General features: G+C 49.7%; 16 protein-coding genes. 15 read left to right on the top strand and 1 reads right to left on the bottom strand.

From position 1 onward, the window contains the following. Window positions 1–27: 27 nt before the first annotated feature. Window positions 28–2259 (bottom strand): sialate O-acetylesterase, encoded by a 2232-nt coding sequence (locus F7231_RS17540; RefSeq protein ID WP_310589344.1) that lies wholly within the window; start codon window positions 2257–2259, stop codon window positions 28–30. A gap of 651 nt (window positions 2260–2910) precedes the next feature. Between F7231_RS17540 and F7231_RS17535 the strand changes: the two genes are divergently transcribed. The 15 genes from F7231_RS17535 to F7231_RS17465 all read left to right on the top strand — a co-directional run bounded on the left by F7231_RS17535 (window position 2911) and on the right by F7231_RS17465 (window position 20376). After that, complete coding sequence (locus tag F7231_RS17535) at window positions 2911–3744, top strand: MotA/TolQ/ExbB proton channel family protein (RefSeq protein WP_085411825.1); 834 nt, start codon at window positions 2911–2913, stop codon at window positions 3742–3744. A 74-nt stretch (window positions 3745–3818) separates the two neighbouring features. Further along, complete coding sequence (locus tag F7231_RS17530) at window positions 3819–4445, top strand: ExbD/TolR family protein (RefSeq protein WP_085411824.1); 627 nt, start codon at window positions 3819–3821, stop codon at window positions 4443–4445. Window positions 4446–4577: 132 nt separating this feature from the next. Next, window positions 4578–5114 carry an ExbD/TolR family protein gene (locus tag F7231_RS17525; protein WP_085411823.1) on the top strand — a complete coding sequence of 179 codons (537 nt, stop codon included), beginning with the start codon at window positions 4578–4580 and terminating at the stop codon, window positions 5112–5114. A 4-nt stretch (window positions 5115–5118) separates the two neighbouring features. Then, window positions 5119–5946, top strand: a complete 828-nt coding sequence (locus tag F7231_RS17520; protein WP_085411822.1) for an energy transducer TonB — start codon at window positions 5119–5121, stop codon at window positions 5944–5946. A 361-nt stretch (window positions 5947–6307) separates the two neighbouring features. Then, window positions 6308–7243, top strand: coding sequence for a PstS family phosphate ABC transporter substrate-binding protein (locus F7231_RS17515; RefSeq protein WP_229365055.1), 936 nt, complete (start codon window positions 6308–6310; stop codon window positions 7241–7243). Window positions 7244–7339: 96 nt separating this feature from the next. Beyond that, the gene (locus F7231_RS17510; protein ID WP_085411820.1) at window positions 7340–9139 is read left to right on the top strand and encodes a tetratricopeptide repeat protein; all 1800 of its coding nucleotides are present in this window, start codon (window positions 7340–7342) and stop codon (window positions 9137–9139) included. A gap of 117 nt (window positions 9140–9256) precedes the next feature. Beyond that, complete coding sequence (locus F7231_RS17505; protein ID WP_166692868.1) at window positions 9257–9838, top strand: adenylate kinase; 582 nt, start codon at window positions 9257–9259, stop codon at window positions 9836–9838. Window positions 9839–9936: 98 nt separating this feature from the next. After that, the gene (obgE, locus tag F7231_RS17500) at window positions 9937–10944 is read left to right on the top strand and encodes a GTPase ObgE (protein ID WP_085411818.1); all 1008 of its coding nucleotides are present in this window, start codon (window positions 9937–9939) and stop codon (window positions 10942–10944) included. A gap of 101 nt (window positions 10945–11045) precedes the next feature. After that, window positions 11046–14648: a sialate O-acetylesterase gene (locus F7231_RS17495; protein WP_166692867.1), complete on the top strand. Its 3603-nt coding sequence runs from the start codon at window positions 11046–11048 to the stop codon at window positions 14646–14648. A 167-nt stretch (window positions 14649–14815) separates the two neighbouring features. Continuing rightward, entirely contained in the window at window positions 14816–16963 is a 2148-nt protein-coding gene (locus F7231_RS17490; protein WP_229370055.1) for a T9SS type A sorting domain-containing protein, read from the top strand. A gap of 46 nt (window positions 16964–17009) precedes the next feature. Then, a complete protein-coding gene (locus F7231_RS17485; RefSeq protein ID WP_085411816.1) occupies window positions 17010–17384 on the top strand; it encodes an NADH-quinone oxidoreductase subunit A in 375 nt (124 codons plus the stop codon). A 72-nt stretch (window positions 17385–17456) separates the two neighbouring features. Next, entirely contained in the window at window positions 17457–18002 is a 546-nt protein-coding gene (locus tag F7231_RS17480; protein ID WP_085411815.1) for an NADH-quinone oxidoreductase subunit B, read from the top strand. A gap of 31 nt (window positions 18003–18033) precedes the next feature. After that, window positions 18034–18534, top strand: coding sequence for an NADH-quinone oxidoreductase subunit C (locus tag F7231_RS17475; protein WP_085411814.1), 501 nt, complete (start codon window positions 18034–18036; stop codon window positions 18532–18534). Window positions 18535–18621: 87 nt separating this feature from the next. Continuing rightward, the gene (locus tag F7231_RS17470) at window positions 18622–19866 is read left to right on the top strand and encodes an NADH dehydrogenase (quinone) subunit D (protein WP_085411813.1); all 1245 of its coding nucleotides are present in this window, start codon (window positions 18622–18624) and stop codon (window positions 19864–19866) included. A gap of 9 nt (window positions 19867–19875) precedes the next feature. Beyond that, window positions 19876–20376 (top strand): NADH-quinone oxidoreductase subunit NuoE family protein, encoded by a 501-nt coding sequence (locus F7231_RS17465; protein WP_085411812.1) that lies wholly within the window; start codon window positions 19876–19878, stop codon window positions 20374–20376.

Here is a 20376-nt window from a genome sequence, read left to right as displayed (position 1 = left end):
AATAACAGTTCAATCGGTTTCAACTCATCACTGCCCTTCGGTAACGCGCATGTCAACGGACGCTTCGTCGTCCTCACCGGTTGATACAGGGTAACCGTTTCCCATGATACTGTCTGGATCAGCAGGAGTGGCAAACCGTATTTGCGCTAAAGTCTGCTTCTGTCCAAGGTCTACCACTCTGGCCCGAAAAGTGACGGTAGTAGTCGAATTGGCCGCTAATTGCAATATGGTTCCTGTAACCCCTCCCCCACCCGGAGCCATAGTGTTGCTATCGACAAACTGAACCCCGGCGGGCAGATAGGCAGTTGCGTTTATATCGCTAGCTGTTGCCCCACCAGCGTTGGCAACAATTAGTGTATAGGTTACCAGCTCATTCAATTTAGGCGTTCGTGAACTCACAACCAGCTGCAGGCTTAGATCAGCCAGATTGGGAACAGGTGCAGGCTGATTACTCTGCACAATGGGCAATGGCGTTTGATTTGGATTAGGCGATGCATATGTACCTGAACCAGTACCAACCCGCAGGTCTAGCTGAGTAGCGTCATCTTGTCCATCGCCTGTTCCGGAAGCGGGCTGGCTATCTGAGTCAGCGTTATCACTCTGCACGATCTCTGCTGCCAATAGGTACGTTCCGTCTACGGTTGGCCTCACACGGAAAGCCTGCGTTACCTGCTGCCCAGCCAGTAAAGAAGACACCGTGGCCGATACCAGCGTAGTAGACACAGTAACTCCACCCGACACAGCGATAGCACTCACATTCAGGGGCAACCGACACTGCCAGCTGATCCCCGTAGCGTTTACGGTACTGCTATTTGTAATGGTGAGGTATATAGTTGTGGTGTCTTGGGCTACCAGAGCACGACGAGAGGCAGCACTGCTAAGTACCAAGTCAGCTTTAGCGCGAACCGTTAATATAGGGGTAGGTGCTCCGGCAACTACCGGACTTGTTGACACAACCCGTACTCTATACGTACCTACAGTGAGAGAATCGGGCCAACGTACACGAATGGGCGATGCATTTCCCTGACCAATAGTGGCTCGAAACCGACCTTGAGCATCCAAAACTTGCACCGTCCATCGGTTTCCGTTATTGAACGTACCTGACTGAAGGAAAGCCACCCTAATACTGTCACCTGGCGCAAATGCTTTACCGGCTACAGACAACACTTCGCCCGTAGCCGCAAATTGCACAGGTAATATGGGTGATGCGTTACGAAAAAAAGCATCCGTCAAGCTGGCATTCCAGTTACGGGCAAACCGTGATAGGCCCATATCGGCCGGAATCGACTTGGGATTGAGGTAGTACCTTGGATGTGGCGTAGGACGAAGTGCATTCTTGAAGTGTACATCTACCTGACCACCAAGTCTGTTGACAATCGTGTCGTTGAATGGACCTTCGAATACATTAAAATTGCGCGTGCTGATTACCTGTTGTTGCTGCGCTATAACATCCGAATTAGTCACCTGTCCTGTAAATGAGGCGCGTGCAATCATCCAGGGCATTGACCGATTGTTAAAATCCTGCCTCACCTTCCGAATTAGCGAGTCGAGCCTGGCAGCATAGAGCGGGATGGTAGACGGACGAACGTTTTCTGACTCACCCTGATGCCACAAAACGGCTCTAAAACCTCCCGTCGCACCATAATAGCTCATGATCTGACGGAGGTTCGTGTAGGGCTGCAAGTTGGGCCAATTAACTACACAATAAAATAGATTGCACGCTGGAACACCTTTCGCCGGATCATTCCAATTATCCACGGTAGAGGCATCCCAACCTGCGTTGTAGAATGTTACCGGTACATTCAATCGGTTAACCAGATAATCACCCAGTTCACCCCAGCCCCACGAACTTTCGCCCATTGGGAATACCCGTTTACCGGCCGTCATTGCCGTGTAGGTCGGATATGGCATAGGATCGCCCGATGAAAGTAAGGCAGGAAAGTTAGCGGGGTAATAGTGATTAATTGTGTCTATCGAGTTGACGCGATCCGTAGCAGTACCAAGGTCATTGTCACCAATGCCGAAACCACGTGCATTTGACTGACCTGCCAGTATGAAGACCTCGCCAATTCCCACTGGCTGTACTGTTTCCTGCGCTGCAGTTACGCCATTTCGAATACTACGTACTGTTAGTACATACCATCCACCTGCGCCCGTAACCGAGCCTATTACCATCCCGGCGGCAGCGTTTGTCTGGATCGTTTGCCAGGCGGTAGCTACGCCCTGACCAGGTGCATAAGGCGTTAATTGTGCTTCCACCCGATCAGCCGACTCAGTCAATAGAGCAGATATATAAATCTTACCCTGGTTATCGGTCCCCCGTTGTGTTACGAAACGACTTACTGGGAACTGTACTGAAATCTGTGCATTTGCAACCGCAAAAGCAGTTAACAGCACACAAAGTGCGAGTATAAACCGGTACGAATTCATCTACGGATAGTGGGCGCAAGATAATCAACTCGTACTGCTCTAAGCTACCGTTACCATAGTTTAGCGCCTCTTTATGCAAAAAGTAGGCTGCCTGCATCTATTGAAAATCAAAGATAACAGAGCATATGTGCATAAACAGTCTTACGTATGCAAGAACGCGCTCCCCCAAAAGTCCAATCAGACCTACACTTTTTTTATGGTAGTTACATTTATTCACTGCGCTGACACTCAATCTATAAAGTATAAAGATTGTTGATCTTACCCGGCGGTTTTGTCCAATGAAATAGTAGGAAAATTACAATTCATAATTTTTTTACAAAAGAAGCGTATCTGTATATGGGCAGAAAAAACGTAGATTTGTAAGCGTGTTTAGTGGGCTTTATCGGAATTTTATTTCCCGAAACGCCACAGTTGTAAAATTTTCACTTTTTTTACGTTCAAAACCTAACTTTCAATTCAACCCCAACAGTACACAGTTCAATGAAGACACAATCTGCAACCCCCGCACCCGCTAAGGCAGCCGCACCGAAGAAATCGTCAGGTGGTTTGAACCCGGTATTTGTTATTCCGATCCTGTTCATCATCGCTGAATTGGTTTTCCATTTTATTTTCGGTGATGGTAAGCACTTCCAGGACGGAGACAACACCAAATTGCCCCTGCCCGGTGATTATTTCGGAACCGTATACGCTGGTGGTTTTATCGTACCTATTCTGTTCACTTGCTTCCTTTGCGTGTTCGTGTTCTCAATTGAGCGTTTCATCACCATTGGCCGTGCCAACGGTTCAGGCTCTATCGATGACTTCGTTCGTAAAGTAAAAAGCCAGCTTGACCGGAATGAGGTTTCAGCTGCCATTGCTGAGTGCGACAAGCAGAAAGGCTCAATCGGTAACGTTGTAAAAACTGCCCTGCTGAAATACCAGCAATTGGCTACCGACACGCAACTGAACAAAGAGCAAAAACTGGTTGCTCTGCAGAAAGAAGTAGAAGAAGCTACCACGCTGGAGCTGCCAATGCTGGAGAAGAACCTGACGATCATCGCTACGCTGGCGTCGGTATCTACCCTGATCGCTCTGCTCGGAACGGTACTAGGTATGATTCGTGCCTTCGCCGCTATGGGTGCAACTGGACAGCCTGACACAGGTGCCCTGTCGACTGGTATCTCTGAAGCCCTTGTAAACACGGCTATCGGTATCGGTACGGCTGCTATCGCCACGATCATGTACTCGTACTTCACGAGCCGGATCGATACGCTGACTTACAACATCGACGAAATCGGCCTGAGCATCCAGCAGAACTTTGCTGCACACAACTAAGCCGGCTTCTGACGTTATTTACATGGGTAGCCCGTTCCTGATTGGGCGGGCTAACCCCTTAACGGACCAAATCAATGCCAAAAGTTAAAGTTAAACGGGCCAGTTCAACAGTCGACATGACGGCGATGTGTGACGTAGCCTTCCTGCTGCTTACCTTCTTCATCTTGACGGCCCAGTTCCGGTCTCAGGACGCTGCTGCGATTGAAACGCCTTCGTCGATCTCGTCCATCAAGGTGCCTGACACAGACATCATGACCATCGCCCTTGACAAAGAAGGTAAGATCTACTTTGGGGTCGATGGCCAGCCAACTCGTATCCAGATGCTGGAGTACGTTGGTGAAGCTAAAGGCATTACGTTCTCAGAGAAGGAAAAGAAAGAATTTGCCCTTATGAGCAACTTCGGTCTGCCTATCGCCCAGTTGAAATCATACTTGAGCCTATCGAAAGAACAACAGGCGAAGGTGAAGCAACCAGGTATCCCCGCCGATACCACTGGTGCAGGCCCAAACAATGAGCTTAAGGATTGGATCTACAACAGCCGCAAAGCCAACAACGGCCTTCGTATTGCGCTGAAGGGTGACAATCTGGCTAAGTTCACAAATTTCAAGAACGTGCTTTCTACGCTTCAGGCGCAGAATATCAACAAATTCAACCTGATCACTGGCACGGAAGCGCCACCAGCAGGTTGGAAGGCAGACTAACGGAAACACAGTTTGCCTGGTGGGTACGTTGCAAAATTGACGCTTACATCAAGTAGTTCGTATGGAATTTCGGTGGTGAATGCATCAATAAGACAAACGACCAAACAGTCAAACACTTAAACATTTTCCCTCATGGCAGAAATTAACACCGGTGGAGGTGGTGGTAAGCATGACGGCGGTAAGGTACGGTCCAAGAAAGCATCAACCCGCGTCGATATGACGCCTATGGTTGACCTCGGGTTCCTACTCATTACCTTCTTCATTCTGGCTACCACCCTCAGCAAACCATCTTCGATGACGCTGAACGTACCGGATAAAACAAAAACGGAAGAAACGGAGCCCCTCAAGGCCTCCAACGTAATGACGATTTTCTTGGGTAAGGACAACAAAGCCCATTACATCATGGGTAAAGCTGCCGGTGAAGACCCAGAAGTGAAAACCGTTTCAATGGGTTATGACCTACGGAAAGCTATTCAGGAGAGTTCTACAAAAGCGCCTGCTGACAAGTTCGTAGTAGTAATTAAGCCAACAAAAGAGTCTACCTACAAAAACATGGTAGACCTCTTGGATGAAATGGCCATCATCAAAATCAAGCGGTACGCGCTGGTTGACGTGTTGACGCCTGATGAGAAAACGCTGTTGAAAGACAAAGTTAAATTAGAGATCTAGACCCATGGCAGAAAACCCAAATCAGGCAACACTCGATGATATCGTGTTTGCCGACCGGAATAAGGCCTATGGTGCCTATGCCCTGCGGAAGGGTTATCCTGCGGTTGTTACGCGTGCGTTGATCATTGGGTCAGCGATCACAGCTCTGGCGCTATTTGCACCAACGCTACTGGACATCCTGACACCGGAAGAAACGCAGGAAGCAATGGTAGAAGTGGATCTGATGAAGCTGCCACCACCGCCGATTGATCCGAACGAGCCACCACCGCCGCCGCCGCCACCAGTTGAACTGCCGAAGGTGAACACGGTAAAATTCCTGCCGCCCGAAGTAAAACCTGACGAAGAGGTACCCGAAGAAACGCCACCTCCTGCAGTTGAAGAACTAAAGGAAGCCGTAGCTGCCGAGAAAACTCAGGAAGGTGACCCTAACGCAGAAGAAGTTATTGCTGCACCAGAAGCATCAGCTGGTCCGTCAAAAGCCGAAGTAGTGGTTGAAGCGCCTGCCCCAAAAGATGATGAAGTCTTTACGGTGGTAGAACAAAATCCCGAATTCGTTGGTGGTAACGCTGCGATGTATGCCTGGTTAGGTAAAAACATTAAATACCCAGCTGCCGCGTCACGGGCCAACATTTCGGGTAAAGTGTTTGTAAGCTTTACGGTGAACACGGATGGATCGATTACAGATGCTCAAGTATTGAAGGGTCTCGGTTTCGGTACAGATGAGGAAGCCATTCGGGTTGTAAAATCAATGCCGAAGTGGAAGCCAGGTAAGCAGTCGGGCCGTCCGGTTCGAGTGAAATACAACCTGCCAATTAGCTTCCAATTGGAGTAAGCATGAACCGCGACAATAATCGCCTTGCCGAAAACCTTCGATTTTATTTGTCGGTTTTAGCATCGGTCGCATATTTGGGAGGAGGCATCGCACTGATAGCCTCCTCTCAGTCTTTTGGCATGGCCGACTCAGAGAGTCCATTAAGCCGGATTGTAGCATTTATAATCGCCGATGGCCCTCTCCGCTATGCACTGGCCGTTCTATTAATCATCTACGGTGGTTACCGTGGATATAGGGCTATTCAGCAGTTTCGCAATCGATAGCTTGCGCACAGTAGTTCTCTTTCTTGTATGGAAAAACCGTTGTCAAGGCATCTATCAGATGTAAAGGCAGCGGTTTCTCTGTCTTATCGCTAATAGTAGTGATCTCACGCACACACCTTTTTTCCAGCTTTATCGCCCTTGGGCTACTCACGTCGGCCTGTAAGGAAGAGAAGAAACTAGACAGCCCTTCACAGGGGCAGATAACGGTTGCTGCCGATGAATCGTACCAGCCGCTGACAGAAGAAATTACGAGGACGTATCAATTGCTCTACCCACGTACAAAATTTGATCTTGTCTTTAAACCAGAGCGGGAGGCAATACGTCTAATGCTTGAAGACAAAGCCCGGATTTGCATTGTGTCACGCCGATTAACTGCGAATGAGCAGCGAGGGCTCGATCAGCATAAGATTGTAGGCTCAGCTACGCGCATTGCCACTGACGGGGTTGCCTTGATTATCAACAAAGCGAATAACGACTCATTGATGACAATGAAGGAGCTACAGGGTCTATTTAAAAAACAAATAACCCAGTGGTCACAGTTAACGGGAGGTAACCGATCAGCACCGGTAACACTTGTGTTTGACAACCCGAATTCAAGTAATCTCGACTATATGTTGACTAAGTTTGGCGTGAAAGCGCTCGACGGATTGCGAATCACGACGGCGAACTCGAATAAAGGAGTTATCGATTATGTACGGAAGAATCCTGATGCAATTGGATTTATTGGCGTCAATTGGATAAGCGATGGCGACGGTCCGGTCTCAGCTGACTTATCAAGGGATATTCGGGTAGTGGGACTTTCTGAAAAAGAAAACCCAAGTTCACGGGCTGATTACTTTCAGCCTTTCCAACAATCGCTCGGCCTAAAGGATTATCCATTACGCCGCGATGTATTTATTTTGAGTCGAGAGGCACATCCCGGCTTAGGGGGCGGCCTCACCAATTACTTGATACGAGATGCCGGCAGCCTGCTTATCGAAAAATTAGGGCTTTGGCCACAAGTGCCGTATAATCGGGAAGTACGCTTTAGATGAGCAGTCATTTTTTTCTGTTTGAACGCAATTTTTTAGTTTTGCGATTTGTTTTATAATTAAAGCACCCTTCGTTTTTTTAACAACCTACGAATGCGAATGAACCAACCCAAAAACGCCCTGCTGGCCACCTTGTTCTTAGGGGCCGCAACGTTGGTACCAGCCACCGCTCAGGACATTGCAACAGGTCTGAAAGATCTTGAAGCAGAGCGCGTTCCGAAGGCGGAGCAAACGTTCAAGCAATTGGCGTCTACGGCTCCGACCGCCGACAACCAGTTTTACCTGGGCTATTTCCTCCTGAAAACAGGGAAAGCAGATGAAGCTAAAGCGGCTTTCGAAAAAGGCTTAGCGGCTGATCCTAAAAACCAACTCAACAACGTTGGTTTGGCAGGCGTGGCCCTGACAAAGAAAGATCTGGCTACAGCGAAAGCTAAAACAGACGAGGCTGTAGCTGCCACAAAAGGCAAAAACGGCGACGTACTATTTCGTGCAGGTGAAATGTATACGCTGTTCGAAGGCGACAAAGGAGTCAACGACCCCGCTCGTGCGATAGAACTGCTCGAGCGTGCCAAAGTACTTGATAAGAAAAACCAGAACGTAGAAATTCCAATGGCGATGGGCGATGCCTACACCCTGCGGAATGAAGGTGGCCCAGCTGTAAGCCGTTACGAAGAAGTAATCGATGGTCAGCTTGCAGCGGCATCAAACAACACGACGAAAGCTGAGGCTAATGCTAAAATTGGCCAGCTGTACCTGCGCAGTAAGCAGTACAAGCTTGCTCAGGAGTTTTTTGAGAAAGCACTGGCAGCTGACCCTGAGTTTGCCCCCACTTACCGCTCATATGCTGATGCACTGGTAGGCTCAAAGGCGTACAAAAAAGCATCGGGTATTTATGACACGTATGTGCAGAAAAGTGGTACCAAAGATCCAGAACTGCTGTTGAACGTGGCCAAGTATTACTTCTTGGCTGGTGAACATCAGAAATCACTGGATTATCTGGATAAGCTAAAAGGACAGGTTAAAGATCCAATTATTGATCGTATGACTGGTTGGTCAAGCTTGGCCCTGGGCCGGAATGATCAGGCGGTAACATCGTTGGGTAAGTTCATCAACGAGGCTCCACAGAAAGTTATCTTTGATGACTACAAATACCTGGGACGCGCTTACGCCCAACTTGGTACGCCAGAAGGAGACTCATTGAGTATCACCAACCTGCTGAAAGCGGCGCCAAACGATACGACAGAAAACCTTTACAAAGAGGTAGCTGATCGTTATTATGCTGCAAAACGGTACGACAAATCAGCCACGTACCTGCGTCAGGCAATTGCTTCTGATGACAAGCCAAGCAACAATGATTACCTGAAGCTGGGTCTGTCGTACTACCAGTACGGTCTTGCAGTGCCTAAACTGATCGCTGATACAGCGCAACAGTCAGCTGCCCGGAAAATGGCCTTCATGCAGGCAGATACTGCGTTTGCCCGCCTGGCTGAAAACGCCGAAAAAATTGGCACTCCGTATCCGCTGGCGTACTACTACCGTGCTCAGTCGAACTACTTTGCCAATGGTCGTGAGTCGTCCCTGGCTACCGGTGCACCTGTTCCACTCTATGAGAAATTCATTGAGCAGGCCATTGCTGCTGAAGCTAATCCGCAAACGGGCGCTACTACTCGTGAGCAGAACCGGAAATACCTGATCACGGCTTACCGATACCTGATCAACAACAGCATTGCCAAGAAAGACGATGCAAAAGCAAAAGAGTACGCGAACAAAGTGCTTGAGCTGGACCCGAATGATAAGGATGCAAAAGAGTTTTTGAATCCTACACCAGTGGCAGCACCTGCTAAACCAGCAGCCAAGCCAGCGACTAAGCCAGCCCCAAAAAAGAGTTCGGCTAAGTAATAGTTAGTAATGAGTTTACGCAGAGGGCGCGGGCAGGTTTGTCCGCGCCTTTTCGTTTTGTAATTTTGTGCCCGTTGCTTTTTTCAGACGCAACCTTGCATCCCCCTTCGTAGTAGCATGCTCAATCTTGTACTATTCGGTCCGCCGGGTGCCGGCAAAGGCACACAGAGTGAAAAATTAATTCAGAAATATCAACTCGTACATCTATCGACGGGTGATATACTACGATCGCAAATTGCGGCGGGGACTGAGCTGGGCTTACATGCCAAATCATTGATGGATCAGGGACTACTGGTCCCCGATGAGGTGGTAATTGGCATGATTGAAGCAAAGCTCACCGAAAATCAAGACGTAACCGGCTTTATTTTCGATGGATTCCCCCGTACCGTAAAGCAGGCGGAAGCGCTGGATACGTTGCTGAGTCAACATGGTACCAGTATAACCACCATGGTTGCTCTGGTTGTAGATGAGGAAGAGCTAATCCGGCGTTTATTGAAACGAGGCGAAACATCTGGCCGTCCCGATGACAAAAACGAAGCAACAGCACGTCGGCGAGTGAGTGTATACAACAGTGAGACAATGCCTGTTGCTGAACACTATGAAAAGCAAGGTAAGTACGCAGCCATTAGTGGCGTAGGTACAATAGAGGACATTTTTGAGCTGGTTTGCCAAAAAATTCAACAGGCGCAGCATAGTTGAGTAATCTGTTTAGTTGTTTATGTGTTTGGCTGTTTGGGTCGTGCATCGCAACGAGACAACCAAACGCATAAACAATTAAACAGCCAAACGGCTACTTCATGGCTTCATCCAATTTTATTGATTACGTAAAAATCAACTGCCGGTCGGGGCATGGCGGCGCTGGATCTCTTCACTTCCGGCGCGAAAAACACGTACCCAAAGGTGGACCGGATGGTGGTGATGGCGGACGCGGGGGCCATATTATTCTGAAGGCAAATGCCCAATTATGGACATTACTTCACCTGAAGTACCAAAAACATATCAAAGCTGACTCCGGTAACGGTGGCGAAGGTGGCCGTAGAACCGGAGCAGAAGGTCAGGACGTATATATTGAAGTACCCTTGGGTACAATTGCCCGCCACGCCGAAACAAACGAGGTGATGGCGGAACTCACAGAGGACGGTCAGGAAGTTATTTTGCTCCCGGGCGGACGAGGTGGCTTAGGCAATACCCATTTCAAATCGTCGACACAACAGGCTCCTTACCATTCGCAGCCTGGCGAACCCGGACGAGAAGAATGGGTAATCCTGGAGTTAAAACTCCTGGCTGATGTTGGCTTGGTTGGTTTTCCAAATGCGGGTAAATCAACCTTATTATCTGTCCTCTCGGCGGCAAGACCAGAAATAGCTGATTATCCGTTTACTACGCTGGTGCCGAATCTGGGAGTTGTTGCTTACCGTGATTACAAATCATTCGTGATCGCCGACATTCCAGGTATTATCGAGGGGGCTTCGCAGGGGAAAGGGCTCGGTCTGCGTTTTCTGAGGCACATAGAACGAAACTCTATCTTACTGTTCCTAATCCCGGCTACTTCGGAAGACATTGCAGCTGAGTATCAGATTTTGACGAATGAACTTGTAGCCTTTAACCCGGAGCTCGCCGACAAGACACGCATACTGGCAATTACCAAGATAGATCTGGCCGATGAAGAGATACTGGACCAGATAAAAGATAATATACCAGTTAATGTACCCTATATCTTTATTTCATCCGTTCAACAGAAAGGTCTGACTGAATTAAAGGACTTACTCTGGAAAACGCTTACTACACCCGTTGATCCATCTTGACTATAAATTTTCACAAGTCACGTACAAGCCACCGCAAAACGTGATTTAACCAAGCGTGGGTTAGTTGAGCTCTCGCTTGCCAAATGGCTTCGCATTTGCCCATGAAACTACTCACGTTTACATTAACATTTATCCTTAGTTTATTTGCTGCTTTAAGCACCTACGCCCAGTTACAGGTATCATTTCCAGTTAGTCGTGCTGTATTGCAGCGTAACACGGCCAACAACGCTTCGGTAAGTATTACGGGTACTTACACCACCGCCATTACACGGATTGAAGCTCGTGCAGTAGCGCGCAATGGACAAGGAACATCAACTGACTGGCAGACCATTGTAACCAACCCAACAGGAGGCGTTTTCGGTGGAGCATTAACAATTGCCGGGGGGTGGTATGACCTGTCGGTCAGGTTGATGCGCGATAATCAGGAGATAGCGATACAGAAAATTGAGCGCGTTGGCGTCGGTGAAGTTTTTGTTATAGCCGGCCAATCCAATGCTGGTGAAGTGCGCCGGGATGCAGAACCAGCTCAGGATGATCGGGTGAACTGCGTAGATTATCGCTACGAGGCAAGCCAATACCCAAATGATGCTCCGTTTCCTGTTTTCTCGCACCTGGATGGACCCAACAATATCGCTCCCAGAGGCATCGGCGCCTGGTGTTGGGGTAAACTTGGCGATTTGCTGGCCGCCCGCCTGAACGTACCTGTCTTATTTTTCAACGCTGCCTTCACAGGAACGTCTGTCCGAAACTGGGCCGAAACGGCAACTGGCGAACGAACTCTTAGCGATTACATACCTGTCTTTTACGAACCAAAACATCCCTATTTTCCGCTGAAGCTAGCGCTACAGAACTACACGAACATGCTTGGCGTACGGGCCGTTATTTGGCAACAGGGTGAAGCAGATAACCAGTTCGAAACTACAACGGCTCAGTATGTTGAGCGATTGCAAACGGTAATTCGCCAAAGTCGCGCTGATTTCGGCAAGAATGTTCCCTGGATTGTCGCTCGTGCCTCATACAGCGATTATTATTTAACTGACCAGAAAGTGATTGACGGCCAGAATCAGGTGATCGCCAGCGGGCCCAACGTGTTTGCAGGCCCAAGCACAGACGGCATTCAGATTCCCCGGTCGCGGGCACCACTTTTCGACGTTGTGCATTTTGATAATGTGGGGCTTCGGGAAGTAGCGGCGGCCTGGGACGCCAGCATGACCAGTGCGTTTTTCACGAATGCTGTACCGATTAGCCCGGCACCTGCCCCTATACTAACCGTTGGCTGTGCTGCAGCGAACACTGTGACCTACTCTGTAACTAACTACCAACAAGTATTTTGGGAGTCAGGCGAAACGGGCACATCCATCACTAAACCAGCAGGCAGCACGGTACGGGCTAAGGTTAAGGACGCAATCGGAAACATTCATTATACCCCTGTCATCACGATAGCTTCCCAGCCATCAATTCAGGCCGATGGGCCAACCCGCTTTTGCCTCACGGGAAACGTGAACCTTACAGCTAATACCGACCAGAGCTTTGTGTGGAACAATGGTTCGACTAATAAGACCATAAATGTCACCAGTAGCGGTTCTTTTTTTGTTTCGGTGAAAGATATCAGCGGTTGTACGTTCACCTCCAACACGATAGCAGTCTCAATTAATCCGCTACCGTCAGCGCCAACCATTACTGCAGAGGGCTCGCTCACGTCATGCCAAGGCAGCAATACAACCTTACTGGCTAGTCCGGCAGCCAGCTACAGATGGAGCAACGGCGAACGTACCCAGCGCATCACAGTTGGTCAGACAGGTACCTATTCGCTAATCGTTGCTGATGAAAACGGGTGCGAATCGCCTAGCTCAGCCGCTATCAATGCCACAGTGAACCCCAGTCCAAACCCGCTTACCGTTAATTTTTCGGGTCCTACCACTTACTGCGCTAACCAATCGCTAACGCTAAACGCTAGCCCGGCGGCAACGTACGAGTGGAGTAACGGACAAACCAGCCCGAGCATTACGGTGACTCAATCAGGGAATTACACAGTACGCACCAGAAATCAGTTCAACTGCCCATCTGCGCCATCAAACGTTGTAGCAGTGACCGTTAATGCACTACCTGCTACACCCGTCATTGTCAGCGACCGGGCAACTACCTTTTGCCAGGGTGATAACACAGTACTGTCCATCGCAAACACGGCGGGTACAAACTACAACTGGAGCAATGGTGTGCGCACCCCGCGCCTAACAGTTACTCAATCTGGAAGCTATTCTGTTTCAATCACGAATGAGAATGGCTGTGTATCCGCCCCATCCAATATAATCACCACAGTAGTTAATCCTGTGCCGGCGGTGCCACAGGTAACAGTTAGTGGGCGAACAATCTTCTGTGCTAACGAGTCAGTGACGTTGACGTCAAGTCCAGAGTCAGTATATGAATGGAGCAATGGCCAAACCAGCCGTAGCATCGTGGTAAATCAGTCGGGTAGCTACTCAATACGTACCCGCAATCAGTTCAACTGTTACTCGCAATCATCAGGCCCGGTAAACGTAACGGTAAACCCGCTTCCGGCAACACCCACTATCAACCCCGAACGGCCGACGACCTTCTGCCAGGGCGATAATACAGTGTTGATAGCTAGTCCGGCTACAGCCTACAATTGGAGTAACGGTACGCAAACACAACGGCTCACGGTAACTCAAACAGGTAGTTTTTCCCTTACTGTATCGGATGCCAACGGTTGTATATCCCTGCCATCGGCCGTTGTCACAGTAACGGCAAATCCGGTGCCTGCTACACCTCAACTCACGGCCAGCCGCTCAACTACTTTTTGCGCCGACGAGTCGGTTACACTCACCTCTTCAGCCGAGGCAAACTACAGCTGGAGCACGGGCCAAACAACACGTAGTATCGGGGTGAATCAATCGGGCAATTACACGGTACGGACTCGCAACCAGTTCAACTGCGAGTCGGCCCCATCCAATGTTGTCACAGTACTGGTCAATTCGCTCCCTGCCCCCCCAACTCTATCTGCCCAGGGCTCACTTACCTTCTGCGAGGGAACCAGCGTCACCCTACTAACCAACTCACCACTTCGCACATTCTGGTCAACCGGCGACTCGACCCAAACACTGATAGTAAGGCAGACAGGCAGTTATACCGCCCGTATTCGCGACGCTAACGGATGTTTATCACCAACCAGCCAGGCGTTGATTACCAATACTCGCCCCAGACCCGCCGCTCCCCAGCTTGCTCAGGTCGGCACGTACCTGCTTGAGGCCACTGGCGCTCCGGCTAACGAACGTTACTACTGGCAGCGTGATACCGACTCACTGACTGTAGCGACCGCGCAACTTCGTGTAACTCAAACAGGTATTTACAGCGTACGAACGGCCCTTACTTACTCGCCCGCGCTAGTGTGTTTGTCGGCTCCGTCTACCAGCTATACCTACCAACTACCAAGTGGCAATCAGAATATTAGCCTTTACCCAAATCCAAATCCTGACGGAATATTCCTGATTGAGACACTGCTTGACCTCAGCAATACCGTCATTACCGTTTATACATTATCGGGCCAGCAAGTCTACAAATCCGAGGCATCGTTCCTCGACGGACGACGTCAGCTTGTACTAACCATGCTTGCTCCCGGTCCATACCTTGTCTCAATCCAGTCGGGAGACAACAAGGTGACCAAACGCATACAAATTGGTCTGTAATAATCACCGGCTGAACGCGTTAACTTTGTGACCTATTGGCTCAATTGCCAATAATCTAATTGGGGTGATTAGCCTTCTCTTATTACCCACAGAACATACCTATGATTAGTACCTCTATGCGCTGGATTTTTTACGGGATTCTAGTTTGCTTATCTACGTCCGTAGCAATGGCTCAGACCGCTGCCACAGGAATAAAAATTACGTATCCGGAGAGCAGAGCTGTTTTTCAGCGAGATAATGACAATACCTGCACCATCTACCTGTCGGGCTCCTACTATCAACCTGTTGACAGCCTGCAGGTACGTTTGCTTGCCGAAGTTGCAGGACAAGGCATCAATACCCCCTGGCGTACCCTTCAACGAGCTGTTCAAGGTGGCATTTTTCAAGGTTCGATAAAGGGAACTGGCGGCTGGTATCGTCTGGAAGTGCAGGCCTTTTACAACGGCGCTATAGTATCCAGCGATGTGGTTCGGAAAGTTGGCATTGGTGAAGTATTTATCATAACGGGTCAGTCGAATGCACAGGGCTTTCAGGACTTTGGTGCTGTTGGTGCCGCCGATGACCGCGTAAACTGCGTAAGTTACAACAACACAATTGCCAACTCACTGGGCGACCCACCTGCACCCGTTTTCGAGCAGTTGAGTGCTACGTCAGTTATTGGCATGCGCGGTCAGAGCGCCTGGTGCTGGGGCCGTTTGGGCGACCTGCTGGCTCAGCAATATAACGTACCTGTACTCTTCATCAATACGGCCTGGGCCGCCACAACAATTCAGAACTGGATTGAAAGTTTCGACGATAAGACTACGAAAAACATCTTCGCGCTGGGTACGCCCAATGAAAACCTACCGAAGGGAATGCCCTACGCCAATCTCCGTATTGCTCTTCGCTATTACTGCTCGTTACAAGGCCTGAGGGCTGTACTATGGCATCAGGGCGAATTCGACAACTTTCCACTCCAAACCGAGCGTACCGCATACCGGCAGGCACTCGAGAGTCTGGTAGCCAAGACACGTTTCGACACAAATCGCTACCCTGCCTGGATGCTGGCCCGTGCCTCACGTACCGGTTTTCCATCGCCCAGTTGTATTGCCAAATGCAATGGCAACAAAGCCTGTGAAGACCAGTGTGCCGATACAACGTTTGTTTCCGAGAAGGTTATTCTGGGCCAAAACGACGTAATTAATTCCTTCAATAATAACGTATACGCCGGCCCATTCACCGACAACATTCAGCCTAACCGCCCCGATGGCGTTCACTTTTCGGGCGCTGGCCTTATCCAATTGGCGCAGGCATGGTACCAGAGCATGAGCCCGGTGTTTTTCTCCAGCTCTATTCCACTATTGCCTACGCAGCAGCCAGTGGCCACCGTAACCTGTGGCCCTTCTGAAAACAGCGTGAACGTCAGCCTGCCATCGGGTTTCAGCAGCTACACCTGGCGCACGGGTCAAACTGGTCGTACGCTAACCATCACGCAGCCGGGTCAATACCAGGCCACACTGAAAGACGCCTACGGTAACACATTCCTTTCGCCAACCATCGACATTCGGACCCCGATTCAGCCGGCTGTTCCGACAATCTCGGTCGCTCAACAGGGTACTGCTGTAGCGGGCACGCAGCAGCAGATTTGCGCCGACTCCGTGTTATCATTGGTAGCTGGTGTAGCTACGCAGAGTGCCGCCCAATGGAGTAACGGCATCAACCAGCGAATTCTGAATGTAGGCAACGCAGGTACGTATAGCGTTAGGGCTGTCAACATCTACGGTTGCCGGTCGGCCAGTTCGCCCGGTATCACGCTGGTTGTTCGTCCCCGACTGGTAACGCCAACCATTGAACAGGCTGGCGTGTACACCTTGCAGGCTACGTTGCCGGGCTACCCTAACAACGAACAATTTGATTGGCGTCGGGGTACAACATTGCTGAATAACCAGAACGGCCCCACGGCTAAGGCGGTAATAACGGGGTCTTACTCGGCGCGATCAAAAGCTACCTTCACGTTATCGGGCGCTCCAAACCTGACCTGCTATTCCAACTTCTCAAACGAGGTGCAGTTTGTTTCGTCCGAGAATTCTGAAGGGTTAAGTGTCTATCCGAACCCCAGCACAAACGGCTACATAGCCGTAGAAACAATCGAGGACTTGCAAAACGTTGATTTGACGGTACATACGCTGACAGGCCAACTGGTTTACTCAGCTAAAGTGCCTTCGTTCAGCGAACGGAAGCTGATTAATATTGCCGGCCTTACATCGGGGCAATACATTGTTCGCCTAAAAACAGCGGGCTTCAACGTAGCAAGGCGAGTTCTCGTTATCCAGTAAGCTGTTTTATAGCTAACTTGCAGTCCTATTAAAGCCCGTTCGAGACATGAACACAGCATCGTATCTGCCATCTGATTACATACCTATCTTCATTCAGCTCGCGCTGGCTCTGGGGTTCATCATCACCACGATGATCGTTACCCATAACATCGGCCCATCGCGGCATAGCGAGAAGAAGGATGACCCGTTCGAGTGTGGTATCCCCACGCAAGGTGACGCCCGCGCGCCAATTTCGATCAAGTATTTCCTGATTGCCATTCTATTTGTTTTATTCGACGTAGAAGTAATCTTTTTGTACCCCTGGGCTGTTAACTTTCTAAAGCTTGGTACCGCAGGATTCATTCAGATGATTCTGTTTATGGGCCTGCTTCTGGCTGGTTTTTACTACGTTATCCGGAAGGGTGTGTTGAATTGGGAATAAACCAAGGCATGTGAGCCAAAAGCCACTTTACAGGCGCTGATCAGGCTTATATACTTCGAACAAACAAGATTTATGTCATCATCTGTTAAGATGGTAGAAGCCCCTACTGGCCACGAAGGCGCGGGGTTCTTTGCTACTTCACTCGATCAAGTTGTTGGTATGGCCCGGGCAAACTCGCTCTGGCCATTGCCATTTGCCACCTCATGCTGTGGCATTGAATTCATGGCTACCATGGGCTCACACTACGACATTTCGCGATTTGGATCTGAGCGGCCGAGCTTCTCGCCCCGCCAGGCCGACCTGTTGATGGTGATGGGAACAATTGCTAAAAAAATGGCACCAATTGTAAAACAGGTGTACCTGCAAATGGCCGAGCCCCGCTGGGTGATGGCGATGGGTGCCTGCGCCAGCAGTGGTGGCATTTTTGATACGTATAGTGTGCTGCAGGGAATCGACCGGATCATCCCAGTCGATGTGTACGTACCTGGCTGTCCACCCCGCCCAGAACAAGTAATTGAGGGCTTGATGGAAATTCAGGAGATGGCTCGTAACGAGTCGACTCGTCGTCGTAACACAGAAGAATATCAGCTGCTATTGAATTCATACGGTATTCAGTAGTCACTGCGCCTTCTATTAAAACCCACCCACTATGCTCACTAACCAGGCCGTAGCCGAAGACCTGATTAAGCAGTTTGGCGCCGACGTATACGATTTCGATGAGCCATTTGGCCTGCTAACGTTATCGACTACGCGCGAGCAGATTGTACCCATACTGCTTTATTTAAAAGACCACAAAACGTACCAAATCAATTTCCTGACCGACATCACGGGTATCCACTACCCGGATGAGCCGGGCCGTGAGTTTTGCGTTGTGTATCACGCCCACAGCCTTGTCCAGAATTTTCGGGTACGTATTAAAGTATTTCTTGCTGAGGCTGACCTGCACATTCCGAGCATGACGGTATTGTATGCGTCTGCCAACTGGATGGAGCGTGAAACGTTCGATTTCTTCGGTATCCAGTTCGACGGTCACCCCAACCTGACTCGGATCCTGAACATGGAAGAAATGGATTATCACCCCATGCGGAAACAGTATCCTCTGGAAGATGGTACTCGGGAAGATAAAATTGACGCGCTGTTTGGACGATAAATAAAGAGCGAAAGATGGGAGAGTGAAGGAGCGCACAATGAGCCGCCAATCACTCTTCCGCTCTTTCACTGTTTCACTCTTTGTACAATGACCACTGAAGATCTGAGTATAGACGCCGTTGGGGCTCGCAACACCCCAGCAACCCCGGAAGGGCCCATTCAGTATGTCAATGAACTGACGACACTGAACCTGGGCCCTACGCACCCGGCTACCCACGGAATTTTTCAGAATATCCTGCAAATGGATGGTGAGAAAATTGTGTCGGGCGAACAAACCATTGGCTACATCCACCGGGCTTTCGAGAAGATCGCCGAACGCCGGCCTTTCTACCAGATCACGACGCTTACTGACCGGATGAACTACTGTTCGTCGCCGATCAATAACCTCGGCTGGATGATGACCGTTGAGAAGCTGCTAGGCGTGCAAACCCCCAAGCGAGCCGATTACATCCGGGTAATCATGATGGAACTGGCTCGTATCTCCGATCACCTGATCTGTAATGGTATTCTGGGTGTAGATACGGGTGCATTTACCGGCTTCCTATACCTCTTTGAAGAGCGCGAGAATATTTACGAAATCTACGAAGAGATGTGTGGCGCCCGCCTTACGACCAACATGGGTCGTATTGGCGGCATGGAGCGTGACTTGTCAGCCGAGGCTATCCGCAAAATCCGTAAGTTCCTGAAAGACTTCCCACCGGTAATGAAAGAGTTCGAAAAACTCTTCAACCGCAACCGAATCTTCATGGATCGCGTGGTGGATGTTGGTCCAATCACGGGCGAGCGGGCACTAAGTTACGGTTTCACCGGGCCGAACTTACGGGCGGCTGGTGTTGACTATGACGTTCGGGTTATGAATCCCTATTCGTCGTACGAGGATTTCGAATTTGAGATTCCTATTGGCGAAAATGGCGACACATACGATCGGTTTATGGTTCGTAACGAAGAAATCTGGCAGAGTCTGCGCATCATTGAGCAGGCCCTGAACAAACTGCCCGAGGGCCCTTATTACGCCGATGCACCAGAGTATTACCTGCCTCCAAAGCAGGAAGTATATAAGAATATGGAAGCCTTGATCTATCATTTCAAGATCGTGATGGGTGAAATTGATGCGCCGGTTGGCGAGGTGTACCACGCTGTAGAAGGTGGCAATGGCGAGTTAGGCTTCTACCTGATCAGCGATGGTGGCCGCGCTCCTTACCGGTTGCACTTCCGTCGTCCGAGCTTCATTTATTATCAGGCATTTCCAGAGATGTGCAAAGGCACAACCCTGTCGGATGCCATCGTGATTATGAGTAGCCTGAATGTAATTGCGGGCGAATTAGACGCCTAGAGAACCACCATGACCACTGAAGCGAATCCTAGTGTTTCTTTTACGCCTGAGCGGCTGGCGCTGGCGAATGAAATTGTTGCCAGGTACCCGGCCGGAAAACAAAAATCGGCTCTTCTTCCCCTGCTTCACCTACTGCAGGAACAGGAAGGATGGACTAGCCCTGAGGGTATGACCATGGTAGCTGGTCTGCTTGATATTCAACCCATTGAGGTGTTTGAAGTAGCCTCGTTTTACACGATGTACCACCTGGAACCGGTTGGTAAGCATGTAATCGAGTATTGCCGTACCGGCCCCTGCTGCCTGATGGGCGGTGAAGAAGTGTACGATCACCTGAAACAGAAGTTGGGCGTTGAGGCAGGTCAGACTACTGCTGACGGCCTGTTTACGGTAAAAGAAGTCGAGTGTTTGGCTGCCTGCGGTATGGGTCCGGTGTTTCAGATTCGGGAGAAATACTACATGCACCTGACCAATGAGCGTGTTGATGAGATCATTGCAGACCTATCAAAATAA

The sequence above is a fragment of the Fibrivirga algicola genome (assembly GCF_011742925.1).
In the GTDB taxonomy this organism is placed as follows: Bacteria; Bacteroidota; Bacteroidia; order Cytophagales; family Spirosomataceae; genus Fibrella; species Fibrella algicola.
The sequence above is the reverse complement of the archived record's forward strand: the minus strand, read 5'-3'. Positions and strand labels throughout refer to the sequence as shown.

Bases quoted from the DNA above. Each gene is read 5' to 3' on its own strand.
- F7231_RS17480 (WP_085411815.1), top strand. From the start codon at position 17,457: ATGTCATCATCTGTTAAGATGGTAGAAGCCCCTACTGGCCACGAAGGC.
- F7231_RS17520 (WP_085411822.1), top strand. From the start codon at position 5,119: ATGGCAGAAAACCCAAATCAGGCAACACTCGATGATATCGTGTTTGCC.
- F7231_RS17510 (WP_085411820.1), top strand. From the start codon at position 7,340: ATGAACCAACCCAAAAACGCCCTGCTGGCCACCTTGTTCTTAGGGGCC.
- F7231_RS17530 (WP_085411824.1), top strand. From the start codon at position 3,819: ATGCCAAAAGTTAAAGTTAAACGGGCCAGTTCAACAGTCGACATGACG.
- F7231_RS17475 (WP_085411814.1), top strand. From the start codon at position 18,034: ATGCTCACTAACCAGGCCGTAGCCGAAGACCTGATTAAGCAGTTTGGC.
- F7231_RS17525 (WP_085411823.1), top strand. From the start codon at position 4,578: ATGGCAGAAATTAACACCGGTGGAGGTGGTGGTAAGCATGACGGCGGT.
- F7231_RS17470 (WP_085411813.1), top strand. From the start codon at position 18,622: ATGACCACTGAAGATCTGAGTATAGACGCCGTTGGGGCTCGCAACACC.
- F7231_RS17485 (WP_085411816.1), top strand. From the start codon at position 17,010: ATGAACACAGCATCGTATCTGCCATCTGATTACATACCTATCTTCATT.
- F7231_RS17535 (WP_085411825.1), top strand. From the start codon at position 2,911: ATGAAGACACAATCTGCAACCCCCGCACCCGCTAAGGCAGCCGCACCG.
- obgE (WP_085411818.1), top strand. From the start codon at position 9,937: ATGGCTTCATCCAATTTTATTGATTACGTAAAAATCAACTGCCGGTCG.
- F7231_RS17490 (WP_229370055.1), top strand. From the start codon at position 14,816: ATGGCTCAGACCGCTGCCACAGGAATAAAAATTACGTATCCGGAGAGC.
- F7231_RS17465 (WP_085411812.1), top strand. From the start codon at position 19,876: ATGACCACTGAAGCGAATCCTAGTGTTTCTTTTACGCCTGAGCGGCTG.
- F7231_RS17505 (WP_166692868.1), top strand. From the start codon at position 9,257: ATGCTCAATCTTGTACTATTCGGTCCGCCGGGTGCCGGCAAAGGCACA.
- F7231_RS17495 (WP_166692867.1), top strand. From the start codon at position 11,046: ATGAAACTACTCACGTTTACATTAACATTTATCCTTAGTTTATTTGCT.